At 63.2% G+C, this 18,269-nt stretch carries 17 protein-coding genes and 1 riboswitch; of the genes, 7 read left to right on the top strand and 10 right to left on the bottom strand.

Going from position 1 to position 18,269, the window contains the following annotated elements; translation table 11 throughout:
* Positions 1 to 174: 174 nt before the first annotated feature.
* From fba to tkt, 6 genes are all read right to left on the bottom strand, one after another.
* A complete protein-coding gene (fba, locus tag ABOC32_RS05320) occupies positions 175 to 1,239 on the bottom strand; it encodes a class II fructose-bisphosphate aldolase (protein ID WP_012274520.1) in 1,065 nt (354 codons plus the stop codon).
* A gap of 100 nt (positions 1,240 to 1,339) precedes the next feature.
* Complete coding sequence (locus tag ABOC32_RS05315) at positions 1,340 to 1,669, bottom strand: MliC family protein (RefSeq protein WP_012274521.1); 330 nt, start codon at positions 1,667 to 1,669, stop codon at positions 1,340 to 1,342.
* A 177-nt stretch (positions 1,670 to 1,846) separates the two neighbouring features.
* Entirely contained in the window at positions 1,847 to 2,098 is a 252-nt protein-coding gene (locus tag ABOC32_RS05310; protein ID WP_426810328.1) for a hypothetical protein, read from the bottom strand.
* Complete coding sequence (locus ABOC32_RS05305; protein ID WP_426810327.1) at positions 2,098 to 3,261, bottom strand: phosphoglycerate kinase; 1,164 nt, start codon at positions 3,259 to 3,261, stop codon at positions 2,098 to 2,100. Before ABOC32_RS05305 ends, ABOC32_RS05310 begins: the two co-directional genes overlap by 1 nt.
* A 12-nt stretch (positions 3,262 to 3,273) precedes the next feature.
* Positions 3,274 to 4,335, bottom strand: coding sequence for an erythrose-4-phosphate dehydrogenase (gene epd, locus ABOC32_RS05300; protein WP_426810326.1), 1,062 nt, complete (start codon positions 4,333 to 4,335; stop codon positions 3,274 to 3,276).
* Between the two features lie 150 nt (positions 4,336 to 4,485).
* Positions 4,486 to 6,483: a transketolase gene (gene tkt, locus ABOC32_RS05295; RefSeq protein WP_426810325.1), complete on the bottom strand. Its 1,998-nt coding sequence runs from the start codon at positions 6,481 to 6,483 to the stop codon at positions 4,486 to 4,488.
* Between the two features lie 228 nt (positions 6,484 to 6,711).
* Between tkt and ABOC32_RS05290 the strand changes: the two genes are divergently transcribed.
* From ABOC32_RS05290 to ABOC32_RS05275, 4 genes are all read left to right on the top strand, one after another.
* On the top strand, positions 6,712 to 7,704 hold the full coding sequence (locus ABOC32_RS05290) for an ArsR/SmtB family transcription factor (RefSeq protein ID WP_426810324.1): 993 nt from the start codon (positions 6,712 to 6,714) through the stop codon (positions 7,702 to 7,704).
* A gap of 18 nt (positions 7,705 to 7,722) precedes the next feature.
* A complete protein-coding gene (gene metK, locus ABOC32_RS05285; RefSeq protein WP_043198231.1) occupies positions 7,723 to 8,913 on the top strand; it encodes a methionine adenosyltransferase in 1,191 nt (396 codons plus the stop codon).
* A 145-nt stretch (positions 8,914 to 9,058) separates the two neighbouring features.
* On the top strand, positions 9,059 to 10,759 hold the full coding sequence (ligB, locus tag ABOC32_RS05280) for an NAD-dependent DNA ligase LigB (protein ID WP_426810323.1): 1,701 nt from the start codon (positions 9,059 to 9,061) through the stop codon (positions 10,757 to 10,759).
* A 132-nt stretch (positions 10,760 to 10,891) separates the two neighbouring features.
* The gene (locus tag ABOC32_RS05275; RefSeq protein WP_426810322.1) at positions 10,892 to 11,284 is read left to right on the top strand and encodes a DUF1090 domain-containing protein; all 393 of its coding nucleotides are present in this window, start codon (positions 10,892 to 10,894) and stop codon (positions 11,282 to 11,284) included.
* 128 nt (positions 11,285 to 11,412) lie between these two features.
* Here the strand turns inward: ABOC32_RS05275 and ABOC32_RS05270 are convergent, their stop codons facing one another.
* Positions 11,413 to 11,859, bottom strand: a complete 447-nt coding sequence (locus ABOC32_RS05270; protein ID WP_426810321.1) for a c-type cytochrome — start codon at positions 11,857 to 11,859, stop codon at positions 11,413 to 11,415.
* A 119-nt stretch (positions 11,860 to 11,978) separates the two neighbouring features.
* Between ABOC32_RS05270 and mltA the strand changes: the two genes are divergently transcribed.
* Positions 11,979 to 13,130: a murein transglycosylase A gene (gene mltA, locus ABOC32_RS05265; protein ID WP_426810320.1), complete on the top strand. Its 1,152-nt coding sequence runs from the start codon at positions 11,979 to 11,981 to the stop codon at positions 13,128 to 13,130.
* A 111-nt stretch (positions 13,131 to 13,241) separates the two neighbouring features.
* On the opposite strand, the gene ABOC32_RS05260 is transcribed toward mltA, so the two are convergent.
* Both ABOC32_RS05260 and ABOC32_RS05255 read right to left on the bottom strand, forming a co-directional pair.
* Positions 13,242 to 13,628: an MAPEG family protein gene (locus ABOC32_RS05260; RefSeq protein ID WP_426810319.1), complete on the bottom strand. Its 387-nt coding sequence runs from the start codon at positions 13,626 to 13,628 to the stop codon at positions 13,242 to 13,244.
* 27 nt (positions 13,629 to 13,655) lie between these two features.
* Complete coding sequence (locus ABOC32_RS05255; protein WP_426810318.1) at positions 13,656 to 14,489, bottom strand: EamA family transporter; 834 nt, start codon at positions 14,487 to 14,489, stop codon at positions 13,656 to 13,658.
* Positions 14,490 to 14,789: 300 nt separating this feature from the next.
* Here ABOC32_RS05255 and ABOC32_RS05250 point away from each other — a divergent pair, with 300 nt between their 5' ends.
* Positions 14,790 to 16,025, top strand: a complete 1,236-nt coding sequence (locus ABOC32_RS05250) for a cation:proton antiporter (RefSeq protein ID WP_086974231.1) — start codon at positions 14,790 to 14,792, stop codon at positions 16,023 to 16,025.
* Between the two features lie 116 nt (positions 16,026 to 16,141).
* Here ABOC32_RS05250 and ABOC32_RS05245 read toward each other — a convergent pair whose 3' ends face one another.
* Positions 16,142 to 16,543, bottom strand: a complete 402-nt coding sequence (locus ABOC32_RS05245) for an acyl-CoA thioesterase (RefSeq protein ID WP_426810317.1) — start codon at positions 16,541 to 16,543, stop codon at positions 16,142 to 16,144.
* Between the two features lie 178 nt (positions 16,544 to 16,721).
* Positions 16,722 to 16,818: riboswitch (S-adenosyl-L-homocysteine riboswitch) on the top strand.
* Between the two features lie 21 nt (positions 16,819 to 16,839).
* Between ABOC32_RS05245 and ahcY the strand changes: the two genes are divergently transcribed.
* Positions 16,840 to 18,249, top strand: a complete 1,410-nt coding sequence (gene ahcY / locus ABOC32_RS05240; RefSeq protein WP_043198243.1) for an adenosylhomocysteinase — start codon at positions 16,840 to 16,842, stop codon at positions 18,247 to 18,249.
* Positions 18,250 to 18,269: the final 20 nt, after the last annotated feature.

Below are 18,269 nucleotides of genomic sequence, written 5' to 3'. Positions count from 1 at the left end.
ATCCATTTAGTACTCTAGACCTGAGGTGGTAACACGCAATGCAATCAGAACGCTATCAGCGGTTCAACTGTACGGTAGCCGACTAACGGTCGGTCTGCCGGATTTATGCTCCGGCTTTTTGTCGCCCATAAAAAAACCCGCATCACTGCGGGTTTTTTTACGGCTGCCAGTCGATCAGTTGACCTTGGCGGCCAGTTCACCTTTCAGGTAGCGCTGGTACATGCCTTCCAGGGAGATCGGCTTGATCTTCGAGGCATTACCGGCAGTGCCAAAGGCTTCGTAACGGGCGATGCACACGTCACGCATGGCCTTGACGGTTTCGCCAAAGAACTTGCGTGGGTCGAACTCGCTCGGGTTGGTCGCCATCAGGCGGCGCATGGCACCGGTGGACGCCAGACGCAGGTCGGTGTCGATGTTGACCTTGCGCACGCCGTACTTGATGCCTTCAACGATCTCTTCGACCGGCACACCGTAGGTTTCCTTGATGTCGCCGCCGTACTGGTTGATGATCGCCAGCCACTCTTGCGGTACCGAGGAAGAACCGTGCATCACCAGGTGGGTGTTGGGGATGCGCTTGTGGATTTCCTTGATGCGGTCGATGGCCAGCACGTCACCGGTAGGTGGCTTGGTGAACTTGTAGGCACCGTGGCTGGTACCGATGGCGATCGCCAGGGCGTCGACCTGGGTCTTCTTGACGAAGTCGGCCGCTTCTTCCGGGTCGGTCAGCATCTGGCTGTGGTCCAGCACGCCTTCGGCGCCGATACCGTCTTCTTCACCGGCCATGCCGGTTTCCAGCGAACCCAGGCAGCCCAGCTCGCCTTCTACCGAAACGCCGCAGGCGTGTGCCATGGCAACGGTCTGCTGGGTAACGCGGACGTTGTACTCGTAGTCGGTCGGGGTCTTGCCGTCTTCACCCAGCGAGCCGTCCATCATCACCGAGCTGAAGCCCAGCTGAATGGAGCGCTGGCAGACGTCAGGGCTGGTGCCGTGGTCCTGGTGCATGCACACCGGGATGTGCGGGAATTCTTCGATGGCAGCCAGGATCAGGTGACGCAGGAACGGGGCACCGGCGTATTTGCGGGCACCGGCCGAGGCCTGGACGATCACCGGGGAGTCGGTCTTGTCAGCCGCTTCCATGATGGCGCGCATCTGCTCAAGGTTGTTGACGTTGAAAGCTGGTACGCCGTAACCGAACTCGGCGGCGTGGTCCAGCATCTGGCGCATGCTAATGAGTGCCATTGTGTATCTCTCTCCCGACAAGCGTCGTTTGTTTCGTGCAAGCCTGCCGCAGGGGCGGTTGCTGTTCAAGTAGTGTGGGCCCTTCACGCGGCCCGGCCAGTCACGGTGCCTTGCAGCCCCGCCCAATCAGATCGTTGGTTGCCACCCAGTACACCAGGCCTTCTTCGCCCTTGGTGTGGAAGGCCAGCATGCCATCGCTGTACAGCGCACCCGAAGCACCCGGCTCGGACTTGAGCCGGTAGACCTGGTCACCGCCGCCAAGGCGCACGTCGACCTGGTCGCGTTGTGCATCGGCGAAGCGCCACAGCACTTCGGCCTGGGTGTCGCAGACCCAACGGGTCCAGTTGTCTGCCGGGGCGGGTTGCGCCGGCTGCAGCAGTGAGCATCCTGCCAGTGTCGCCAGGGCCGTTACGGCCAAAAGCGCTTTCATTCAGTTTCCTCGATTTGGGGCTGCTTTGCAGCCCTTCGCGGGCATGCCCGCTCCCACAGAGACCGCACATTCTTGAACGTGACACTATACCTGTGGGAGCGGGCAAGCCCGCGAAGGGCCGCACAGCGGCCCCTTCTTCAAGACCACAAATCAACCTTCAGGTTGCCTACCACCCGATCAAGGGCAACCCGGCGCCTTGCGCTGGTGGTCTTCGTCGTACTTTTCCAGGCCTTCCGGGCCCACGCGCTTGCTGATGACCGGCACGGTTTCGGCCTGCCACTCGGACTGGTAGCAACCGCCCTTGGGCGGCTGCGCCGGGTCGTCATCAGAGGCCGGGCTGCCGGAGCAGGCGCTCAGCAGGCCCGCCAGCAGCATCACAGGCAATTGCTTGACCATCAGGCCACTCCCTTTGCCAAGCGCCGACATCATCAGGCCTTGGCCCGCTCTTCCAGGATTGCCACCGCTGGCAGGACCTTGCCCTCGACGAACTCGAGGAAGGCACCACCACCGGTAGAAATGTAGGAGATTTCCTTGCTGACGCCATATTTGTCGATGGCGGCCAGGGTGTCACCGCCACCGGCGATGGAGAATGCGGCGCTGTCGGCGATGGCCTTGGCCAGTACCTTGGTGCCGTTGCCGAACTGGTCGAACTCGAACACGCCGACCGGGCCGTTCCACAGGACGGTCTTCGACGACTTCAGCAGCTCGGCGAAGTTGGCCGCGGTTTGCGGGCCGATGTCCAGGATCATGTCGTCGGCAGCAACGTCGGCGATGGCCTTGACGGTGGCCTCGGCAGTTTCGGCGAACTCCTTGGCAACCACCACGTCGACTGGCAGCGGTACGTTGACCTTGGCGGCGATGGCCTTGGCGGTCTCGACCAGGTCAGGCTCGTACAGCGACTTGCCCACCGGGTGGCCGGCGGCAGCCAGGAACGTGTTGGCGATGCCACCACCGACGATCAGCAGGTCACAGATGGCGCTCAGGCTGTTGAGCACATCCAGCTTGGTCGACACCTTGGAGCCGGCAACGATGGCCGTCATTGGCTTGGCCGGGGCTTTCAGTGCCTTGCCCAGGGCATCCAGCTCGGCCGCCAGCAGCGGGCCGGCAGCGGCAACCTTGGCGAACTTGGCCACACCATGGGTCGAACCTTCAGCGCGGTGAGCGGTGCCGAAAGCGTCCATGACGAACACGTCGCACAGGGCAGCGTACTTCTGCGCCAGCTCGTCGGCGTTCTTTTTCTCGCCCTTGTTGAAGCGCACGTTCTCGAACAGCACCAGCTCACCGGCCTGTACCGCGACACCGTCCAGGTAGTCGGCAACCAGCGGCACGTCACGGCCCAGGGCCTTGCTCAGGTAGTCGGCAACCGGCTTGAGGCTGTTCTCGGCAGAGAATTCGCCTTCGGTCGGGCGGCCCAGGTGCGAGCAGACCATTACCGCCGCGCCCTTCTCCAGGGCCAGCTTGATGGTCGGCAGCGCTGCCAGGATACGCGCGTCGCTGGCTACCACACCGTCCTTCACAGGCACGTTGAGGTCTTCGCGGATCAGTACGCGCTTACCTTGCAGGTCGAGGTCGGTCATCTTCAACACGGTCATGAATGCAGTCCTTCAGGGCTGTTTGTTGCGGGTTGGGTGAACGACGTGCAGAAAGTGTTCGGCAACGTCGAGCATACGGTTGGCAAAACCCCATTCGTTGTCGAACCAGGCCAGCAGGTTCACCAGGCGGGGGCCGGAAACGCGGGTCTGGCTGGCATCGACAATCGCCGAATGCGGGTCATGGTTGAAATCACAGCTGGCGTGCGGCAGCTCGGTGTAGGCCAGCAAGCCTTTCAGCGGGCCTTCCAGCGCGGCCTCGCGCAGCACCCGGTTGACCTCGGCCGCACTGGTGTCGCGGGCGGTCTGCAGGGTGATGTCCAGGCACGAGACGTTGACGGTCGGTACACGTACCGCTTTGGCCTGGATTCGCCCGGCAAGTTCCGGGAGCAGGCGCTCGATGCCACGGGCCAGACCAGTGGACACCGGGATCACAGACTGGAAGGCCGAACGCGTGCGGCGCAGGTCTTCGTGGTGGTAGGCGTCGATCACCGGCTGGTCGTTCATCGCCGAGTGGATGGTGGTGATCTGCACGTATTCGATGCCGAACGCCTGGTCCAGCACACGCAGCAGCGGCACGCCGCAGTTGGTGGTACACGAGGCATTGGACACCAGGCGCTCGCTGCCGGTCAGGCAGCCCTGGTTGATGCCGTAGACCACCGTGGCGTCAACGTCGGCCTCGCTGGCCATGGGCTGCGAAAACAGCACACGCGGCGCACCGGCATCGAGGAAGCGCTGGCCATCGGCACGGGTGTTGTAGGCACCCGAGCACTCCAGTACCAGGTCGATGCCCAGCGAGGCCCAGTCGATGCCTTCGGGGGTGGCACTGCGCATCACCTTCACGCAGTCGCCATTGATATGCAGACAGTCGCCGTCGACCTTCACCTCACCGGGGAAACGCCCGTGGGTGGAGTCGAAGCGTGTCAGGTATTCCAGGCTGGCCTGGTCGGCCAGGTCGTTCAGCGCGACGATCTCGAAACCGGCCTTCGCCCCCCGCTCGAACAGCGCGCGCAGGACACAGCGGCCGATGCGGCCATAACCGTTGAGTGCAACTTTGTAGGGACGCAGGTGGGGCATAGGTAGCTCTTGAACTCCGGCAGTTGAACGGGGCCGCTGCGCGGCCCATTCGCGGCACAAGGCCGCTCCTACAGGGGACGGCGTATGCAATACCCTGTAGGAGCGGCCTTGTGCCGCGAACGAGGGCCAAAGGCCCTCGCCTTCCTTGTATCAGTCTTCCAGCAGCTCTTCGGCAGTACCCAGGATGTTCTCCAGGGTGAAGCCGAACTCTTCGAACAGTGCCGAAGCTGGCGCCGACTCACCGTAGGTGGTCATGCCAATGATACGGCCTTCCAGGCCGACGTACTTGTACCAGAAGTCGGCGTGGGCGGCTTCGATGGCGATGCGCGCACCCACTTCCAAAGGCAGCACGGACTGCTTGTAGGCAGCGTCCTGGGCGTCGAACACGCTGGTGCTCGGCATCGACACGACGCGCACCTTGCGGCCTTGCTCGGTCAGTTTGTCGAAAGCCTGAACGGCCAGGCCCACTTCGGAACCGGTGGCGATCAGGATCAGCTCAGGCTCGCCTGCGCAGTCCTTGAGTACGTAACCGCCACGGGCGATGTCGGCGATCTGCGCATCGCTGCGCACCTGGTGCTGCAGGTTCTGACGCGAGAAGATCAGCGCCGACGGGCCGTCCTTGCGCTCCAGGGCGTGCTTCCAGGACACGGCGGATTCCACCGCGTCGGCCGGGCGCCAGGTGTCCAGGTTCGGCGTGCAGCGCAGGCTGGCCAGCTGCTCGATCGGCTGGTGAGTCGGGCCGTCTTCGCCCAGGCCGATGGAGTCGTGGGTGTAGACGTGGATCACACGCTGCTTCATCAGGGCAGACATGCGCACGGCGTTGCGGGCGTATTCCATGAACATCAGGAAGGTCGCGCCGTAAGGCACTAGGCCACCGTGCAGGGCAACGCCGTTCATGATGGCGGTCATGCCGAACTCGCGCACGCCGTAGTACATGTAGTTGCCATTGGCATCTTCATGGCTGACGCCCTTGCAACCTTTCCACAGGGTCAGGTTGGAGCCGGCCAGGTCCGCCGAGCCGCCCAGCAGTTCCGGCAGCAGCGGGCCAAAGGCATTCAGGGTGTTCTGGCTGGCCTTGCGGCTGGCAATGGTTTCGCCCTTGGCCGCGACTTCAGCAATATAGGCAGCGGCTTTTTCTGCGAAGTCGGCTGGCAGCTCGCCGTTCAGGCGGCGCTTGAGCTCGCTGGCCAGTTCCGGGAAGGCAGCGGCGTAAGCGTCGAAACGCGTGTTCCATTCGGCTTCGGCCTTGGCACCGGCTTGCTTGGCGTCCCACTCGGCGTAGATGTCGGCAGGGACTTCGAACGGCGCGTGGTTCCAGTTCAGTTCCTTGCGGGCCAGGGCGATTTCGTCGTTGCCCAGCGGAGCACCGTGGCAGTCTTCCTTGCCCTGCTTGTTCGGCGAACCGAAACCGATGATGGTCTTGCAGCAGATCAGGGTCGGGCGATCGCTCTTGCGGGCGGTCTCGATGGCGGTACGGATCTCTTCGGCGTCATGGCCATTGACGTTGCGGATCACCAGCCAGTTGTAGGACTCGAAACGCTTCGGCGTGTCGTCGGTGAACCAGCCTTCCACTTCACCGTCGATGGAAATGCCGTTGTCGTCATAGAAGGCAACCAGCTTGTTCAGGCCCAGGGTGCCGGCCAGCGAGGCGACTTCGTGGGAGATGCCTTCCATCATGCAGCCGTCGCCCAGGAACACGTAGGTGTTGTGGTCTACGACGTTGTGGCCGTCACGGTTGAACTGGGCGCCCAGCACTTTTTCGGCCAGGGCAAAGCCCACGGCGTTGGCCAGGCCCTGGCCCAGCGGACCGGTGGTGGTCTCGACACCCGGGGTGTAGCCGAATTCCGGGTGGCCCGGGGTACGGCTGTGCAGCTGGCGGAACGACTTGAGGTCATCGATGGTGACGTCGTAGCCGGTCAGGTGCAGCAGCGAGTAGATCAGCATCGAGCCGTGGCCGTTGGACAGCACGAAGCGGTCACGGTCGGCGAAATTCGGGTTGCTCGGGTTGTGCTTCAGATAGTCGCGCCAAAGCACTTCGGCGATATCCGCCATGCCCATGGGGGCACCTGGGTGGCCGCTGTTGGCCTTTTGCACGGCATCCATGCTGAGGGCACGAATGGCGTTGGCACGTTCACGACGGCTGGGCATCGCTGATCTCCTGGGGGCTTGAATAGATAGTGTTACGAAAAAAGGCGGCCATTTTCGCCCACTGGGGGGGCTTGGGGCAATGACGTATGGTCGCAGTCGGGGGATTTTCCTGTGATTGGCATTCAATTCGGGGTAAAACCGGGTTAATCGTCCCGCCCATCACCCAATATCAAAACTTTTTGATATTGGCCTTGCTAGGGCATCGATGCCTGTCTAGACTGCCGCCCCATGAACCTCCGTGCGCAATCGATCCCCGAGCAACGCGAAGCATTGGCCGCCCTGTGCAAAGCCAGTGGCGACGCGCTGCGCCTGAACGTTTTGCGCGCACTGGCCAACGATTCGTTCGGCGTGCTGGAGCTGGCGCAGATCTTCGACATCGGCCAGTCGGGCATGAGCCACCACCTGAAGGTGCTGGCCCAGGCCGAGCTGGTGGCGACCCGCCGCGAAGGCAACGCCATCTTCTATCGCCGTGCCCTGCCCGACGGCCTGCGCATGGGCGGGCGGCTACATGCGGCGCTGCTCGATGAAGTCGACGACCTGGCCCTGCCGGCCGATGTGCAGGCCCGGATCGCCCAGGTGCAGCAGCGCCGCGCGGCCACCAGCCAGGACTTCTTCCTGCGCGTTGAAGAAAAGTTTCGCGCCCAGCAGGATCTGATCGCCGGCCTGCCACAGTACCGCGAAAGCCTGCTGGCACTGCTCGACAAACTGCATTTCGACCCGGCCGCCAGCGCCCTGGAGGTCGGCCCCGGTGACGGCGGCTTCCTCCCCGACCTGGCCCGGCGCTTCGCCCAGGTGACTGCCCTGGACAACAGCCCGACCATGCTCGAACTGGCGCGCCAGGTGTGCCAGCGCGAGGGGCTCGACAACGTGAACCTGCAGCTGGCCGATGCACTGGGTGCAACGGATGTGGCCGCCGACTGCGTTGTGCTGAACATGGTGCTGCACCATTTCAGCGACCCGGCCCTGGCCTTGCGCCAGCTGGCCAAACGGGTGAAGGCAGGCGGCAGCCTGCTGGTCACCGAATTGTGCAGCCATGACCAGGGGTGGGCGCGGGACGCCTGCGGCGACCTGTGGCTTGGCTTTGAACAGGACGACCTGGCCCGCTGGGCCAACGCTGCCGGGCTGGCCCATGGGGACAGCCTGTACGTAGGCTTGCGTAACGGTTTCCAGATCCAGGTCCGCCATTTCCAGCGGACGGCTGGCGACATACACCATCGGTAAATTTCAGGAACCTTCGAGATGAGCGAATACTCCCTTTTCACCTCCGAGTCCGTGTCCGAAGGGCATCCGGACAAGATCGCCGACCAGATTTCGGACGCCGTCCTTGATGCCATCATCGCTCAGGACAAATACGCCCGCGTAGCGTGCGAAACCCTGGTCAAGACCGGTGTCGCCATCATCGCCGGCGAAGTCAGCACCTCGGCCTGGGTCGACCTGGAAGACCTGGTGCGCAAGGTCATCATCGACATCGGCTACAACAGCTCCGACGTCGGCTTCGACGGCGCCACCTGCGCCGTGATGAACATCATCGGCAAGCAGTCGGTGGACATCGCCCAGGGCGTTGACCGCTCCAAGCCGGAAGACCAGGGCGCCGGCGACCAGGGCCTGATGTTCGGCTATGCCAGCAACGAAACCGAAGTGCTGATGCCTGCACCGATCTGCTTCTCGCACCGTCTGGTCGAGCGCCAGGCCGAAGCGCGCAAGTCCGGCCTGCTGCCGTGGCTGCGCCCGGATGCCAAGTCGCAGGTCACCTGCCGCTACGAAAACGGCAAGGTAGTCGGTATCGACGCCGTGGTGCTGTCGACCCAGCACAACCCGGAAGTGTCGCAGAAAGACCTGCAAGAAGCCGTGATGGAGCTGATCGTCAAGCACACCCTGCCTGCCGAGCTGCTGCACAAGGGCACCCAGTACCACATCAACCCGACCGGCAACTTCATCATCGGTGGCCCGGTGGGTGACTGTGGCCTGACCGGCCGCAAGATCATCGTCGACTCGTACGGCGGCATGGCCCGCCACGGTGGTGGTGCGTTCTCCGGCAAGGACCCGTCCAAGGTCGATCGTTCCGCCGCCTATGCCGGCCGCTACGTCGCCAAGAACATCGTTGCCGCCGGCCTGGCCGAGCGCTGCGAGATCCAGGTGTCGTACGCCATTGGCGTGGCCCAGCCGACCTCCATCTCGATCAACACCTTCGGTACCGGCAAGGTCTCCGACGACAAGATCATCCAGCTGGTGCGTGAGTGCTTCGACCTGCGTCCGTACGCCATCACCACCATGCTCGACCTGCTGCACCCGATGTACCAGGAAACCGCTGCCTACGGCCACTTCGGCCGCGAGCCGCAGCAGAAGACTGTCGGCGATGACACCTTCACCACCTTCACCTGGGAGCGCACCGACCGCGCCCAGTCGCTGCGCGACGCTGCCGGCCTGTAAGTTTCCTACAGCGCCAGGCGAAAGCCCCTGCCGAGCAATCGGCAGGGGCTTTTTTGTGACATATCGGCTGACAATCGTACGGCGGCAAGCCCCTGCGAACCTGCCTAGGCTGGGGGCTCCCGCCCGCCACGCAAGGACGCTGGCCATGCCGTACACACTGTTGTTCACCCTGTTGCTGTTGCTACACGCCCCGTGGGCCCGGGCCGAACAGTGCCCCGACTGGGCTCCACAGCAGATCGACGCCGAAGTAGCGCAACTGCTGGCCACACTTGCCCGCTGGGACGACCAGTACCATCGCCAGGGCATCTCGCCGGTGGCCGACGAACTGTACGACCAGAGCCGCCAGCGTCTGGGGTACCTGCAGCAGTGTTTTGGCCTCACCGCCAGCCCGTCCCCCTTGGCCAGCGCTGGCGGCCCAGTCCTCCACCCGGCACCGCATACCGGCGTCGACAAGCTGGCAGACCGCCAGGCCGTGGCGCAGTGGATGGCCGGCAAGACCGGCGTTTGGGTACAGCCCAAAGTCGACGGCGTTGCCGTTTCTCTCATTTACCGAGAAGGGCGATTGGCACAGCTGATCAGCCGCGGTGACGGGGTGCACGGCCATGACTGGAGCCGGCACATTCCCCAGCTCGGCGCAGTCACCCGGCATTTGCCCAAGGCGGTTGACCTGCAATTGCAGGGTGAGCTTTACCTGCGTCTGGACCAACATGTGCAGGCCCAGGCAGGCAGCGCCAACGCCCGCGGCACCGTGGCCGGGTTGCTCGCACGCAAGCAACTGACCGCTGAGCAAGGCAACGCTATCGGCCTGTTCGTGTGGGGCTGGCCGCTGGGCCCCGACCAACAGGCCGAGCGCCTCGCACAGCTGGCACACCTGGGTTTCCCGGACAGCCAGCGCTACAGCATCGCCATCGACACGCTGGAGGATGCAGCACACTGGCGTGAGCACTGGTACCGCTCCCCCCTGCCCTTCGCCAGCGATGGCGTGATCCTGCGCCAGGGCAGCCGGCCGCCCGCGCAGCGCTGGCAGGCCAAGGCGCCGTACTGGATCGCGGCCTGGAAATACCCCTATGTGCAAGCCTTGGCCGAAGTGCGCGACGTGCGCTTTCGGGTTGGCCGCACCGGCAGGGTCACGCCCATTGTGCATGTGCAGCCGGTAACCCTCGATGACCGGCGCATTACCCAGGTAAGCCTTGGCTCGCTGGCGCGCTGGCAAGCCTTGGATATCGGCCCCGGCGACCAGGTCGCCATCAGCCTTGCCGGGCTGACCATTCCACGCCTCGACCACGTCGTGCACCGCGCTGTCGAACGCCAGCCAGTGGCCGCGCCTGCACCCGACCAGCATCATGCCCACAGCTGCTGGCACGCCAGCGAAGGCTGTGAAGAGCAGTTCATTGCCCGGCTCACCTGGCTTGGCGGCAAGCAGGGCCTGGCCTTGCCGCGCACCGGGCCCGGCACATGGCGCCGCCTGGTCGAAGCGGGCCAGGTAACGTCGATGACCGATTGGCTGCACCTCGATGCCGAACGCCTGCAACAGGTCCCCGGAATAAGCAGCCTGACGGCGGCACAACTGCTGGAAAGTTTCGACCAAGCCCGCTCGCGCCCCTTCGATCAGTGGCTACGCGGCATTGGCGCACCGGTAAGCAAGGCTCTACAACTGACGGGCGACTGGCCCGAGCTGGCTTCACGCAGTGCCGGGCAATGGCAATCCTTGCCCGGCATCGGCGCAAAACGCTCGCGCCAACTTGTGGATTTTTTCACAGTAAATGAGGTGCAGGCCATTGCCGCACAATTGGCGGAAGCCGGCATAGAATGGTTCCTCGCCACGCCCCAGCCGAATGAGCAATGATTTTTTACCAATTTACTTGTAAGAAAAACCCGAGATTCAGTCGGAAAACTTCACCAAGGGTTTCTAAATGGGCAAAACCAAGGCAGGATTTCCACCAACTTTTGCTGCCCCGCCCCGTTCAGGAGGCTTTTCATGAAACGTATTTCGACTCTTTTCCTGCTCGCATCACTGGGATTAGCTGCGGGGGCTGTACAAGCGGCCCAGCCAGACCCAGGCCTGACCGGTTGCGCCGCCAAGCGCAGCGCCATCGAGAACCAGTTGAAAATCGCCCGCGACCACGGCAACAGCGACCAGGTCGCGGGGCTGGAAGAAGCACTGCGCGGCGTAAACAACTGCACCGATGCAAGCCTGCGCAAAGAGCGTGAGCAGAAGGTGCTCGATGCACGTCACGAAGTGGCGCAGCGGGAAAAAGACCTGAAGAAAGCCGAGAAGAAAGGCGACGCGGAGAAGATCAACAAGCGCAAGGACAAGCTGGCCGAATCGCGCAAGGAACTGCAGGAAGCCGTGGACGACCTCGACCGCTGACAGCGATTCGCGTTGCCCTTACTGGCCTCATCGCCGGCAAGCCAGCTCCCACAGGTATCACACTGCCTCCAATTACTGCGCAGTACCTGTGGGAGCTGGCTTGCCGGCGATGAGGCCACAGCAGGCCATCAATGATTACGAAACTCGGTATGGCACGCCTTGCAAGCCGCTTCGACCTTGTCCATCGGCGCTTTCAACTGCGCAGCGTCCAGCGGCTGGCTGCGGCTGACATCGACCAGTTCGCCCGTGACGCTTTCCAGCTGCCGGGCCAGGTCATGAAAACGCGCCTGGCGCTCCCATACGTCTGCGCGCGCAGCGCTGTCACCACCATCGCGTACTTGCGGAAAGTGCTGCCAGGGTTGGTGCGACAGGCTGGCCAGCTTCAGCGCACCGTCGGCAAACTTCAGCCCGTCGAACGGCAACCGGCCACGCAGCATGCCGCCCAGGTCTTCGCTGGTCTTGAGCATGTCCTTGAAGATCACCTTGCGTTTGCCCAGTGGCGAATTCGGGTCAACCCGGTCACAACCACTCAGGGCCAGGGCTGCCAGCAGAACAACGGTCAATCGCTTCAACATCACGCTCACTTCGGCCTACGCAAATGGGCGGCCAGTATCGCTGCCCAAGGGCCAAACACCAATAGCCACATAAAAAACAGGGGCGAATCTTCATGTTCGCCCATGACAGGAATGCACACATGACATCTGCCCTGCGCCACCTGGCCTGGACACTCCCGGTGCTGGCTTTGCTGGCCGGCTGCAACGGCGGCGAGAGCGCCAAGCCCGAGCCCCACGCCATCGCCACCTACGCCCCGGCCACCTGGAAAGACCTGCCCGCAGTCAGCGACGAAGACCTGCTGGCCGGTTTCTACGCCTGGCGCAGCGGCTGTGAGAAGCTCAAGCGCGACCCGGTGTGGGCCGCCACCTGCGAAGCCGCCGGCAGCGACACGGCGAGCGCAGCCCAGGTGCGTACCTTCCTTGAGCAGAACCTGCAGGTGTATGGCCTGCGCTCGGCCGAAAACAATGCCAACGGCCTGATTACCGGTTACTACGAGCCGGTCTACCCCGGCAGCCTGAGCCAATCGGCGACCAACCATGTGGCGGTTTACGGCACCCCGGATGACATGGTCGTGGTCGACCTGGCCAGCGTGTACCCCGAACTCAAGGGCAAGCGCCTGCGTGGTCGGCTTGATGGCCGGGTGCTCAAGCCATACGACACGGCCGAAGTGATCAACCGTAACGGCGTCAAGGCACCGGTGCTGGCCTGGCTGACCGACCCGATGGACCTGCAGTTCCTGCAAATCCAGGGTTCGGGCCGGGTGCAACTGGAAGACGGCCGTCAACTGCGCCTGGGCTACGCCGATCAGAACGGCCACCCCTACCGGCCGATTGGCCGCTGGCTGGTGGAACAGGGCCAGCTGAAAAAAGAAGAAGTGAGCATGGGTGCCATTCATGCCTGGGCCCAGGCCAACCCGCAGCGCGTACCGGAACTGCTGGCCAGCAACCCCAGCTACGTGTTCTTCAGCACCCGCCCGGACAGCAACGAAGGCCCGCGCGGGTCACTGAACGTACCGCTGACAGCGGGCTACAGCGTGGCCATCGACCGCAAGGTGATTCCGCTGGGCAGCCTGTTGTGGCTGTCCACCACTCGCCCGGACGGCTCGCCAGTGGTGCGCCCGGTGGGTGCGCAGGACACCGGTGGGGCGATTGCGGGCGAAGTGCGTGCCGACCTGTTCTGGGGCACCGGGCCGGAAGCCGGCGAGCTGGCCGGGAACATGAAGCAGCAGGGGCAGATCTGGATGTTGTGGCCGAAGGGCCAGCCACTGCCCGAGGTACCTAAGGTACCTTGATCGGCGGTGGATTCTTCGCGGGCTTGCCCGCTCCCACAGGTACACCACAGCCCTTGAGTACTGTGGTGTACCTGTGGGAGCGGGCAAGCCCGCGAAGAAGACAACCCGGTTTCAGACAGAAACCGCGAAGAACGACACGATAATTGCCAACCCGGCAAACCACACCAGCGAGCGCAAGGCCGCCCAATCGGCCAGGTAGCAGATGATGTAAAGCAAGCGGCTGGTGATGTACATCACCCCCAGCACATCCTGCGTCACCTGCTCGGCATTGCCGACGATATCTGCCACCAGCACCGCAGCCGCAAACGCCGGGAATGCCTCGTAGCCATTCTGCTGCGCGGCATGGGCACGCCGTGGCAGGCCCGCCAAGTTATCAAGGAAGGCGCGAGGGTCGTGATTGTCCTTGAGGCCGAACCGGCCGCTGCTCACCTTGGCGATCAAGGCACAAAGCGGGTTCAGCAGCAGCGCGATCAGGATGCACCACAGGGCAACGGTCATGCTCAGGACTCCTTGTTCAAAAATGGGTTAGAGCTTCATCACCAGCATGCCAGCCAGGACCAGCCCGCAAGCTAGGAGTCTCGGCCCGCCAAAAGGTTCTTTGAGGTAGCGCATACCCAGCAGCACCACCAGAATCACGCTCAACTCCCGCAACGCGGCCGCCTCGGCCACCGACCCCAGGTGCATGGCCCACAACACCAGGGCATAACTGAACAATACGCAAAAGCCTACCGCCAGCCCCAGGCGCCATTGCGTTCGCCAGAACAGCACGAACGGTGCCCGCCGCGCCACACTGGCCAGCAGCGGAAACTGCCAGGCACTGAGCAGGGTCAGCCAGACCAGGTAGTCCCACGGCTTGCCCCACAAGCGCACGGCCTGGCCGTCGAACCAGGTGTAGCAACCGATGCACAGGCCGATCAGGGCGACCACCGGCAGCATCGACCAGGGCAGCCGGTCACCGCCGCCGCCCTGCCACAACAGGCAGGCCATGCCACAGGGGATCAGCAGGATGCCGATGATCTGCTGCTGGCTCAGCGACTCCCCGGCAAAGGCCAGCGTCAGCCCCAGCACCACCAGCGGCGACAGCCCGCGCATCAGAGGATAGACCAGCCCCAGGTCGCCCACGCGGTAGGCCTTGATCAACAGGTAACGGTACAGCTGCTCGGCCAGCGCCGAGGCTATCAGCCAGGGCCATATCTGCGCCGGCGGCACATCGACGAAGGCCACCGCCAGCACTGCGAACAGCAGCGCCACCGTGTCCATGCTGGCGATCACCAGCAAGCGCTCGCCGCTGAATTTGATCAGGGTATTCCAGGTCGCATGCAGCAGGGCGGCGACCAGCACCAGGGATGTTGCCAACACGCCTTCTTATCCTTGTCAGTTTTTTCAGGGGTTGAATATATAGCGTTCCGTGGGGCCGTTGTGGGAGCGGGTTCACCGAGGCGTCGAACCGCCGCGAAGAATGCGACGCAGTGTATGGCACCGGCTTTGCCGGTGTTCGCGGGTAAACCCGCTCCCACAGGGAATGCAGAGTGCCCACTGGATGGGAACGATTTGGACTAATTGGGTCAAACCCTGTGTCCCGAACCCCGCGCAAGGTCATCAAAGAACTGCCCGAGCCATTCGGGTAACGACTTGGAAGCCACTGTCACAGGATTCGGGATGCTTGAATTAGTTGCCGCGTTTATCTGCCTCACCACCCTCCTTACCTATGTAAATTACCGCTTCATCGGCCTGCCACCCGCCATCGGCGTGATGGTCACGGCGTTGCTGTTCTCCCTGATGCTGCAGGGCCTGAGCCTGATCGGCTTCCCTGGGCTGGAAGAACGCGTCGAAGGACTGATGAACCAGATCGATTTCAACGACCTGCTGATGCACTGGATGCTGGCGTTCCTGCTGTTTGCCGGCGCCCTGCACGTGAACCTCAGCGATTTGCGCAGTTACCGCTGGCCGATCGGTTTGCTCGCAACGATCGGGGTGCTGATTGCCACCGTGGTCATCGGCTACCTGTCGCACTGGGTATTCGCCATGTTCGGCTGGCAAGTGCCGCTGATCTACTGCCTGCTGTTCGGTGCGCTGATCTCGCCCACCGACCCGATTGCCGTGCTGGGTGCGTTGCGTACCGCCAACGCCTCCAAACCGCTGAAAACCACCATCGTCGGCGAGTCGCTGTTCAACGACGGCACCGCGGTGGTGGTGTTCACCGTGTTGCTGGGCATCATCCAGCTGGGTGAAACGCCGAGCATGACCGACACGGCGATCCTGTTCGCCCGCGAGGCCATCGGCGGCGTGGTGTTTGGTGGCCTGATCGGCTACGCCACCTACCGCATGATCAAGAGCATCGAGCAGTACCAGGTGGAAGTCATGCTGACGCTGGCGCTGGTCATCGGTGGCTCGGCCATGTGCTACGAGCTGCACGTCTCGGCGCCGATCGCCATGGTGGTGGCCGGCCTGATCATCGGCAACCTGGGGCGCAACCTGGCGATGAACGACATGACCCGTCGCTACATGGACGGTTTCTGGGAACTGATCGATGACATGCTCAACGCCCTGCTGTTCGCGCTGATCGGCCTGGAGCTGCTGCTGTTGCCGTTCAACTGGATGCACCTGGCGGCCGGCAGTGTGCTGGCGCTGGCGGTGCTGCTGTCAAGGCTGCTGACCGTGGCGCCGGCCATCGTGTTGCTGCGCCGCTGGCGCCCGGTGCCGAAAGGCACGGTGCGGGTGCTGACCTGGGGTGGCCTGCGTGGCGGGGTGTCGGTGGCCCTGGCGCTGTCGCTGCCACTGGGCGAGGAGCGGGACCTGCTGCTGTCGATCACCTACATCGTGGTGTTGTCGTCGATCCTGGTGCAGGGCTTGAGCATCGGCCGGGTGGTGCGCAAGGTCAGCGCCCAGCCTTGAGATTGCCGGGGCCGCTTTGCGGCCCTTTCGCGACACAAGGCCGCTCCCACAGGAGTACGCGATCCCCTGTAGGAGCGGCCTTGTGTCGCGATGGGCTGCAGAGCAGCCCCAGAAAATCACTCGACTGCCGAATCCGGGAACTGGTCCTGGACATACTTGATCTCGGTACGCCCATGCGCTACCGGCAAGCCATCATCACCCAGGTTGACGAACACCATCTTGTCGACGGTCAGAATGCTCTTGCGGGTGATCTTGTTGCGCACTTCGCACTTGAGGGTGATCGAGGTGCGGCCAAACTCGGTGGCGGTGATGCCCAGCTCGATGATGTCGCCCTGGCGCGAAGCACTGACGAAGTTGATTTCCGATATGTACTTGGTCACGACGCGCTGGTTGCCCAGCTGGACGATGGCGTAGATGGCCGCCTCTTCGTCGATCCAGCGCAACAGGCTGCCACCGAACAGGGTGCCGTTGGGGTTGAGGTCTTCGGGTTTAACCCACTTGCGGGTGTGAAAGTTCATCTGTACTCCTGACCTGCTTGGCTAACGTGTAGCAATGATGGCAGAGCGGCCGCCATCGCTCCATTGAACATCGACTATCGTCTCGATTAATCGACAGAAAACCTTGGGCAAGTAGCCGCGCGCAGCTATAATCTGCGCCGTTTCACATGGTCGCCCACTGCGGCGCCATGCCCGCCACCTGTCCGAGGGGCGCTGCAGCAGGCTAGGCCTGTCAGGCTCGGATGGGGCGTTGTCCGCTGCTGCGGACGCTCAACGCACAACGGCGCCCATTCGCACACTACGAATGGAGGCTCTTCATGAGCGCTGTAAACACGCCTGCTGGTTTCACCGATTTCAAAGTCGCCGACATCTCCCTGGCCGCCTGGGGCCGTCGCGAAACCATCATCGCCGAATCGGAAATGCCAGCCCTGATGGGCCTGCGTCGCAAGTACCTGACCGAGCAACCGCTCAAGGGTGCGAAGATCCTGGGCTGCATCCACATGACCATCCAGACCGCCGTGCTGATCGAAACCCTGGTTGCCCTGGGTGCCGAAGTACGCTGGTCGTCCTGCAACATCTTCTCGACCCAGGACCAGGCCGCCGCCTCGATCGCCGCCGCCGGCATCCCGGTATTCGCCTGGAAAGGTGAAACCGAAGAAGAGTACGAGTGGTGCCTGGAACAGACCATCCTGAAAGATGGCCAGCCATGGGACGCCAACATGATCCTCGACGACGGTGGCGACCTGACCGAACTGCTGCACAAGAAGTACCCGCAGGTACTGGACCGCGTGCACGGTGTAACCGAAGAGACCACCACTGGCGTACACCGCCTGCTGGACATGCTGGCCAAGGGCGAGCTGAAAGTCCCGGCGATCAACGTCAACGACTCGGTCACCAAGAGCAAGAACGACAACAAGTACGGCTGCCGTCACAGCCTGAACGACGCCATCAAGCGTGGTACCGACCACCTGCTGTCGGGCAAGCAAGCCCTGGTGATCGGCTACGGTGACGTGGGCAAGGGCTCGGCCCAGTCCCTGCGTCAGGAAGGCATGATCGTCAAGGTCACCGAAGTTGACCCGATCTGCGCCATGCAAGCCTGCATGGACGGTTTCGAGCTGGTCTCGCCGTTCATCGACGGTATCAACGACGGCACCGAAGCCAGCATCGACAAGGCCCTGCTGGGCAAGATCGACCTGATCGTCACCACCACCGGTAACGTCAACGTCTGCGATGCCAACATGCTCAAGGCCCTGAAGAAGCGTGCCGTGGTCTGCAACATCGGCCACTTCGACAACGAGATCGACACCGCCTTCATGCGCAAGAACTGGGCGTGGGAAGAGGTCAAGCCGCAGGTGCACAAGATCCACCGTACCGGCGCTGGCAGCTTCGACCCGCAGAACGACGACTACCTGATCCTGCTGGCCGAAGGCCGCCTGGTCAACCTGGGTAACGCCACTGGCCACCCAAGCCGCATCATGGACGGTTCGTTCGCCAACCAGGTGCTGGCACAGATCTTCCTGTTCGAGCAGAAGTACGCCGACCTGTCGGCCGAAAAGAAAGCCGAGCGCCTGACTGTTGAAGTACTGCCGAAGAAACTCGACGAAGAAGTGGCCCTGGAAATGGTCCGCGGCTTCGGCGGCGTGGTCACCCAGCTGACCAAGCAGCAAGCCGACTACATCGGCGTGACCGTCGAAGGCCCGTTCAAGCCGCACGCCTACCGCTACTAAGTAGTCGCAGGCAACGCTTC

Origin of the sequence: Pseudomonas sp. WOUb67, from assembly GCF_050058005.1 — a bacterium.
Taxonomy (GTDB): domain Bacteria; phylum Pseudomonadota; class Gammaproteobacteria; order Pseudomonadales; family Pseudomonadaceae; genus Aquipseudomonas; species Aquipseudomonas putida_R.
Note: the sequence above shows the minus strand (reverse complement) of the source record. Positions and strands in the feature narration are given on the sequence as shown.